At 68.7% G+C, this 6,220-nt stretch carries 9 protein-coding genes and 1 tRNA gene; 5 read left to right on the top strand and 5 right to left on the bottom strand.

The window, feature by feature from the left end; genetic code table 11:
* From E2493_RS18160 to E2493_RS18150, 3 genes are all read left to right on the top strand, one after another.
* Nucleotides 1–501, top strand: a 501-nt coding sequence (locus E2493_RS18160; protein WP_191993021.1) for a transposase, incomplete at its 5' end; no start/stop codon positions are given.
* A 117-nt stretch (nt 502–618) separates the two neighbouring features.
* Nucleotides 619–852, top strand: coding sequence for a hypothetical protein (locus E2493_RS18155; RefSeq protein WP_135089754.1), 234 nt, complete (start codon nt 619–621; stop codon nt 850–852).
* 226 nt (nt 853–1,078) lie between these two features.
* Entirely contained in the window at nt 1,079–1,495 is a 417-nt protein-coding gene (locus E2493_RS18150; RefSeq protein WP_135089752.1) for a hypothetical protein, read from the top strand.
* A 123-nt stretch (nt 1,496–1,618) separates the two neighbouring features.
* Here the strand turns inward: E2493_RS18150 and E2493_RS18145 are convergent.
* Nucleotides 1,619–1,694, bottom strand: a tRNA-Thr gene (locus tag E2493_RS18145).
* Between the two features lie 106 nt (nt 1,695–1,800).
* On the opposite strand from E2493_RS18145, the gene E2493_RS18140 reads away from it, so the two are divergent.
* Together E2493_RS18140 and dmeF are read left to right on the top strand one after the other, a co-directional pair.
* Nucleotides 1,801–2,073, top strand: a complete 273-nt coding sequence (locus tag E2493_RS18140) for a metal/formaldehyde-sensitive transcriptional repressor (RefSeq protein WP_135089750.1) — start codon at nt 1,801–1,803, stop codon at nt 2,071–2,073.
* Between the two features lie 8 nt (nt 2,074–2,081).
* The gene (gene dmeF / locus E2493_RS18135) at nt 2,082–3,035 is read left to right on the top strand and encodes a CDF family Co(II)/Ni(II) efflux transporter DmeF (protein WP_135089748.1); all 954 of its coding nucleotides are present in this window, start codon (nt 2,082–2,084) and stop codon (nt 3,033–3,035) included.
* 9 nt (nt 3,036–3,044) lie between these two features.
* On the opposite strand, the gene E2493_RS18130 is transcribed toward dmeF, so the two are convergent.
* The 4 genes from E2493_RS18130 to E2493_RS18115 all read right to left on the bottom strand — a co-directional run bounded on the left by E2493_RS18130 (nt 3,045) and on the right by E2493_RS18115 (nt 6,217).
* Nucleotides 3,045–4,388, bottom strand: a complete 1,344-nt coding sequence (locus E2493_RS18130; RefSeq protein WP_135089746.1) for a glycoside hydrolase family 43 protein — start codon at nt 4,386–4,388, stop codon at nt 3,045–3,047.
* Nucleotides 4,389–4,511: 123 nt separating this feature from the next.
* Nucleotides 4,512–4,892 (bottom strand): DUF805 domain-containing protein, encoded by a 381-nt coding sequence (locus E2493_RS18125; RefSeq protein ID WP_135089744.1) that lies wholly within the window; start codon nt 4,890–4,892, stop codon nt 4,512–4,514.
* Nucleotides 4,893–4,973: 81 nt separating this feature from the next.
* Complete coding sequence (locus E2493_RS18120; RefSeq protein WP_135089758.1) at nt 4,974–5,870, bottom strand: hypothetical protein; 897 nt, start codon at nt 5,868–5,870, stop codon at nt 4,974–4,976.
* Nucleotides 5,867–6,217, bottom strand: a complete 351-nt coding sequence (locus E2493_RS18115; RefSeq protein ID WP_135089742.1) for an MmcQ/YjbR family DNA-binding protein — start codon at nt 6,215–6,217, stop codon at nt 5,867–5,869. Before E2493_RS18115 ends, E2493_RS18120 begins: the two co-directional genes overlap by 4 nt.
* Nucleotides 6,218–6,220: the final 3 nt, after the last annotated feature.

The raw sequence follows: 6,220 nt of genomic DNA, 5'->3' as shown, positions 1-6,220 counted from the left end.
CGCGGCATCGAGCCGCACATCCCGGTCTTCGACAAGTCGCGTCGCACCGACGGCACCTTCAGCCGCGAGGCATTCGTCTACGACCGCCAACGGGACGAATATCGCTGCCCGGGTGGCAAGCCGATGCGGACCAGCGGCACGCTCGTCAACGACGGCGCCACTTTGCTCTATCGCGCCAGCAAGCTCGACTGCGACAGCTGCGGCTTGAGGGCGCAATGCTGTCCCAACGAGCCCGCCCGCAAGCTACCGCGCTCGATTCACGAAGGCGCTCGCGACATGGCCCGCGACCTGTCGCAGACCGACGCCTACCTGACCTCCCGGCGTGAGCGGAAGAAGGTCGAGATGCTGTTCGCGCACCTCAAGCGGATCCTGAAAGTGGATCGGTTGCGGCTGAGAGGACCAAATGGAGCGAAAGACGAATTCCTCCTCGCCGCCACCGCCCAGAACCTCCGCAAGCTGGCCAAGCTGCTCCCGGAGGCGTCACCGGCGAGGGCGGGGTGATCCCGCTCAGCCGTGCTCGCGCTCAACCGCAGCAACGTCCGCTCTTGTCAGTAGCAGACGTTTTTCAACACTATCGATCCTGTGCGGTCATTGCCAAACTGCCCCTAGAGATCGCTGATGTTTCCCGATTGGATCAAGCCTTGGATCTGGCTCTGTCTCGCCGTCGGCCTGCTTGTGCCGTTGGTCATTCGGAAGAGAAGTAAACTGTGGGGTGAGCCTGTGCAGCGTGACCAGCGGCCGGTGCGATTCTGGCTTAGCCTCGGCGTTGGATCCATTCTCGCAGCAGGCAGCTTCTACGATTGGGTTCTGGAATACCCCAGCAATGACGCCGAACAGCAAGTGAAGCACTGACCGTGGCTGGTGCAGGGCGTTGAAGTCCATGACACCGGCAGGTGAAAATGTTGGGTTCCCACCCCGGGCCGTCCTTCCCGAGCTGATTGCAGGCGGGCGGCGCGGCTATCCGCTTCTCTGCAGCATAGTGACGAGTGAAGATGATCGTGAGTCACCGGTCACGTATGACGAGGTGGAGTGGAAGGCGGACATTGGCAGCCTCGGTTCACCCGTTTAGCCTGAGCCGATGCCGTTCGACCACCTGCTCTCCGCACATAAGCAGACCCTTTGGCTGGCGCCGGTGGTCGGCTCTTACCTGTGTCTTTCTTCGGTTGGGCTGCTGAGGCAGGGGGAGAGCCGACGGCTCACCGCGGATCTGCGGGACCATCCAGGCGCCATGCACGCCGTGGGCGCGATCGCGTTCTTCGTGGGGGCAGCGCTTCTTTCCCTGCACCGGCATTGGGCAACGCCCCCGGAAATCGCTGTGAACCTCGTGGCGATCTGGTGGACGTTCGAGGGTGCCGGCATGCTCCTCGAGCCGGAACGCCTGCGCTCTCGGTTCGCACGCAGCGAAGCCGCGAAGCAGTTGCGCGTCGCCAGCCTCGTCAGCATTCCGCTCGGCGTCTATCTGCTACTCGTCGGACTGCTTGGCCGCGCGACCTGATGGCGCAGCAATGTGATCCGGCGGCATAGGTCCGAAGCGCCAGTGTATGCTTTGAGTCGTTGGCCGCCGATCGAAGGAGCACCCGGGGAATGTCGGCTTCTTATGCCATCCCCGTTGCGCCGCTGGTGCCGGGTGTCGGACTCGAACCGACGACCTACCGCTTACAAGGCGGTTGCTCTACCAGCTGAGCTAACCCGGCGCGGGCCTTTCCATGGGTGAGAATCGCCCAAAGGTCCAGACTTGGGGCGTCGCTTTGCTGGCGGCCAGTTCTTCCCCCAGCCGAGCGGATACCCTAGGGGGGTATCATGGCGCACCTGTCCGACAATGCCGATCTGCTCGCCCGCGTGCGGCGCGTCGCGGGCCAGCTCAACGCGGTCGAGCGCGGCCTCGCCGGCGGCATGGATTGCGCCGACCTGCTCCAGCTCGTCGCCGCCGTGCGCGGCGCGGTCGGCACCCTGATGGACGAGATCGTCGCCCGGCATCTCGAGGAGCATGTCGCCCGACCGGGCCTCACCGACGCCGAACGGAGCCAGGGCGCGGCCGAGGTGATGGCGGCGGTTCGCCGCTACGCGCGTTAGGAACGGCGATGAGTCCTCACGATCTGATCGCTGCTGCGGACGGCGCGCACGACCACGATTTCCTCGGCGCCGGCCATGACGACAACGCGCGGCGGACGCGCTGGGTCGTCCTGCTCACCGCGGCGATGATGGTCGGCGAGATCGTCGCCGGCTACGCCACCGGCTCGATGGCCTTGCTCGCCGACGGTTTCCACATGGCGACCCACGCCGGCGCGCTCGGCGTCGCGGCACTCGCCTATCGCTACGCGCGGCGCCATTCGGGCAGCGCTCGCTACAGCTTCGGCACCGGCAAGGTCGGCGATCTCGCCGGCTTCGCCTCCGCCCTGGTGCTCGGCATGGTGGCGCTCGGCATCGCCCTAGAATCGGCGCTGCGCCTCGCCAGCCCGACCCGCGTCGATTTCGGCGACGCGACGCTCGTCGCTATGCTCGGCCTCGCCGTCAACGTGGCGAGCGCATTGCTGCTCTCGGGCGGCCACCACGGCCACGCGCACCACGATCACGATCACGATCACGATCACGACCATGATCACCACCACCGCAGCCATCACCATCACGGGCGCGACAACAATCTGCGGGCCGCCTACCTCCACGTGCTGGCCGATGCGCTGACCTCGGTGCTCGCGATCGGCGCTTTGCTCGCCGGCCGCTTCCTCGGCTGGGTGTGGCTCGATCCGGCGATGGGCATCGTCGGCGCCCTGGTCATCGCCCGCTGGTCGCTGCACCTGCTGCGCGACACGTCCTGCGTGCTGCTCGACGCGTCGGATCCTCGCCTGGCCCAGGAGATCCGCGCGCGCGTCGAGGCGCCGGGCGACGTCCGCGTGACCGATCTCCACGTCTGGCGCGTGGGGCCGGCGGCGCAGGCGGCGATCGTCGAGGTGAGCGGCTCGGCGAGCAGCGAGGCGATCCGGGCACGGCTGCGCCCGCTCGGCGCTATCGCCCATCTCACCGTCGCGATGCGTTGACCGCCTGAGTCAGAAGAGCTCCACCCGGTCCGTCCCGAAGCGCAGCCGCGCCGTGAGTAGGGCGCGGAACTCGTTATAGCCGCCCCGACCCGGGAAGAAGGCGTGGAAGAAGAGCTGCGGCGTTCCGTCGGGGCCCTGCGCCACCGAGGCGTGGCCCGGCGCGATCCAGTCGCGCCCGGAGCGAAGCACCGGCTCGGGCTGTTTCTCATACGGCCCGAGCGGATGATCGGCGACCGCGACGCCGATGCCGTAGGACGGGCTGGTGAAGTCGTTGCCGGCGTAGAACAGCCAGTAGCGGCCTTGCTGGCGGGTCACCCACGGCCCCTCGATCAGATGGCCCTCCCACGGCAGGTCGTTGGTCAGCACCGTCTGCGGTTCGCCGAGCAGCGCGGCGCCGTCGGGCGCCAGCCGCTGGGCGAGGATCGGGGTGCGCATCGCGGCGGCGATCGCCTCGGCGCCGGGGCAGCGTTCCAGCACGTCGCGGACGTGCGGCCAGGAGGCGAGCGCGGCGCGGATCAGCGGCTGCATCAGGAAGAAGCGCTCCATCGGCCGCCGCGTGTCGGCCCAGGGCTTCACCGCGGCCGCGAAGGCGGCGGTCCGGCGGTCCTCCTCGCTGTCGAACAGGCGCGCGATCAGCGCGGGGCGCTCGCGCAGCAGCCCGGCGAGGGGACGCGGCCAGTGGCTGTTGGTGTCGTGCTTCCAGAAGAGGTAGGGCGCGCCGTCGCCGTCGACGAAGATGTGGGCGTCGATCACGGTGCCGCCGAGCAGCGGCCGGCCGAGGTCGCTCCAGGGGCCCCAGGGATGAGGGCTCTTCGCCAGGCCGATCGACAGCACGTTGTCGCGGTCCCGGGCGGTGTAGGTCAGCCAATATTCGTCGCCGACCCGGGCCATCTCCGGCGCCCAGAAATCGCCGATCTGCCGGCCGTGGGCGGTCCAGGCGGGCGCCGCGCCTTCGGGGAAGACGAAGCCGATCGGCTCCCAGGCGTCGAGATCGGCGGACCGGAGCAACGGGAAAGCGTCCGGCGCATCGTTCGAGGTCGCGACCAGGACATAGCCCTCATCGGTCTTCAGCACCGCCGGATCGCCATAGCCGCACAGGATCTGCGGCGAGAGATTCTCGGTGATCAGCGGGCGCCAGGGCGGATCGTCGCCGTCGTGGCGCGGCGGCTCGAACTGGCGGGGCAGGCGGGTGCCGAAGTCCCGTGCGAGCTCGGCGTAGAAGGCGTTGTAATGCTCCTGCTCGCCGCCCTCGATCCGATAGGTATGCGGCTCGCCTTCGCTCGGCGTCACCACCAGGCGGGTGCCGCCGTCCTCCTCGCTGGCGTCGACGCGGAAACTCGGGCTCTGGCTCATCGGCGGCTCACTCGCGATCTCGGACGGGCGGACTGCTTCCAATGCCGCTGCGGACGCGAAGTTGCCGGTGGTTGCCAGAAGATGCGAGGCCCGCCGCGATGTCTCGGGGCGGGCCTCGGTCGGTCAGGCGAAGCGCTCGGCGATGCCGCCGCCCTCGAGCTTCGGATCGGGTCCATATTCGTTCGGCCCGCGCGTTCCGTCGCTGGCCAGGAACACGATCAGGATGATCGAGCCGACGATCGGTATGAGGCTGATCAGCAGCCACCAGCCGGACCGTCCGGTATCGTGCAGGCGGCGAATGCCGACCGCGATGCCGGGGATCAGGAAGGCGACCAGCAGCAGCAGGGACAGCACCATCTCGATCAGGTCACCGAGAATGGTTCCCAGGATCCCGACGGCGAAATTGGCCGCGAGCATCAGCAGGAAGAACATCCAATATTCCTTGCGGCGCGAGCGGCCGCTGAACTCTGCGTAGCGCTTGAGAGGTAGAAGAGCCCATTCCATGGAATTTCCCCCAAAGTTGTGTGTCCCCGGCAGCAGTGTTGCCCAGAATGACGGCCTTGGCAACGTGAGTCATCGCGACGGTCACAGGACGCCGAACGTCCAGCCTTCGGTCCGGGCGAGCGCGGGGGTGAGCAGGGGAGGCTGCCAGTAAGCGCGGTCGCCGGCGATCGCGCGCAGGCCCGCGGCGGCGATCAGCACGTCGGTCTCGTGATCGCTGGGATCGGCGGCGAGCCGGGTCGGCCGGCTGCCGAGCCCGCGCAAGGCCAGGTTGAGGTCGGCGCGGGTGCGGACCTTGCGGCCGCTGAGCCCGGCGAGCCGGATGAAGACGCGGGTGTAGATCTCGACGACCAGGCTGCCGGCGTCGGGAAGGAGATCCGTGCGGGCGTCCCCGGTAAAGTCGAAGGGCCAGACCGGGACCCGTCCCTCCAGCCGGTGCAGGAGGCGCATGCCGGCATAGCTCGCCTTGGCGACCTGCGCCGCGCCGACCGCGTCGTAGAGGGTCGAGGCCTTGCCGCCGCCGGTCGCATTGAACGCATGCTCGCACACCCGGTGGTGCAGGAAGTTCGCCTTCACGCCGTCGGCCGCGCCGAAATAGAAATGGCGGCGATGGTGCTGCTCCATGAAGCTGGCGGCGCCGAGATCCTCGTCGTCGCAGAGACGGTCGACATAGGCCCAGAGCGCCTTCGCGTCGGCCGGCGGCGCGGTCTCGCCCGGGAAATAGGCGCCCCGCTCGGCGATCGGCGGCGCGTAGCTGAAGTCGAAGCCGTAGAGGGTGGGGGCCTCCCCCGCCGTCTCGAGCAGCCAGTCGAGCACCTCGCTGCGCGACCAGACGTGGCCGGGCCGGACCAGCCGCGGCGCTTTCTCGCCCGCGTCGCACCAGGCGATTGCGATGCCCTTGTGCCTGCGGCCCTTCGCGCCCGACCAGTCGATCGCGGCGAAGCGGGCGAAACGCGGCGGCGCTTCCGGGTCGCGGCTCAGGGCCGCTCTCCGAAGCCGGCGCGCTGCGCCTTGCTCGCCCGGTCCCACCAGGCGCGGGTGATCACCGTCTCGATCCGCTCGCGCTCCGGGCTGCCGTAGCGGACCAGCACGGCCGGCCAGCCGCGATAATGATCGGTCTCCCAGAAGGTCCCGGGATCGGTCTCGATCAGCATCTCCTTCTCCGGGAGCGGCGCCGCCACGGCAAAGCTGCCCGCCTCGCGCCCCGGATAGAGAAACGCCTTGCTGCGCAGCTTGACCGCGGGGCGGCCCCAGGAGGTCGAGAGCTCTGTCTCCGGCAGGCCGAGCGCGAAGGCGATGACCTCGTCCCAGCTGTCGAAGGCGGCCATTCC

It is taken from the genome of Sphingomonas parva (ex Maeng et al. 2020) (assembly GCF_004564275.1).
Lineage (GTDB): Bacteria > Pseudomonadota > Alphaproteobacteria > Sphingomonadales > Sphingomonadaceae > Allosphingosinicella > Allosphingosinicella parva.
This window is presented reverse-complemented; position numbering and strand designations above follow the sequence as displayed.

Coding starts and splice junctions, on each gene's coding strand:
- E2493_RS18155 (WP_135089754.1), top strand. CDS start 619: ATGTTTCCCGATTGGATCAAGCCTTGGATCTGGCTCTGTCTCGCCGTC.
- E2493_RS18150 (WP_135089752.1), top strand. CDS start 1,079: ATGCCGTTCGACCACCTGCTCTCCGCACATAAGCAGACCCTTTGGCTG.
- E2493_RS18140 (WP_135089750.1), top strand. CDS start 1,801: ATGGCGCACCTGTCCGACAATGCCGATCTGCTCGCCCGCGTGCGGCGC.
- dmeF (WP_135089748.1), top strand. CDS start 2,082: ATGAGTCCTCACGATCTGATCGCTGCTGCGGACGGCGCGCACGACCAC.
- E2493_RS18130 (WP_135089746.1), bottom strand. CDS start 4,388: ATGAGCCAGAGCCCGAGTTTCCGCGTCGACGCCAGCGAGGAGGACGGC.
- E2493_RS18125 (WP_135089744.1), bottom strand. CDS start 4,892: ATGGAATGGGCTCTTCTACCTCTCAAGCGCTACGCAGAGTTCAGCGGC.
- E2493_RS18115 (WP_135089742.1), bottom strand. CDS start 6,217: ATGGCCGCCTTCGACAGCTGGGACGAGGTCATCGCCTTCGCGCTCGGC.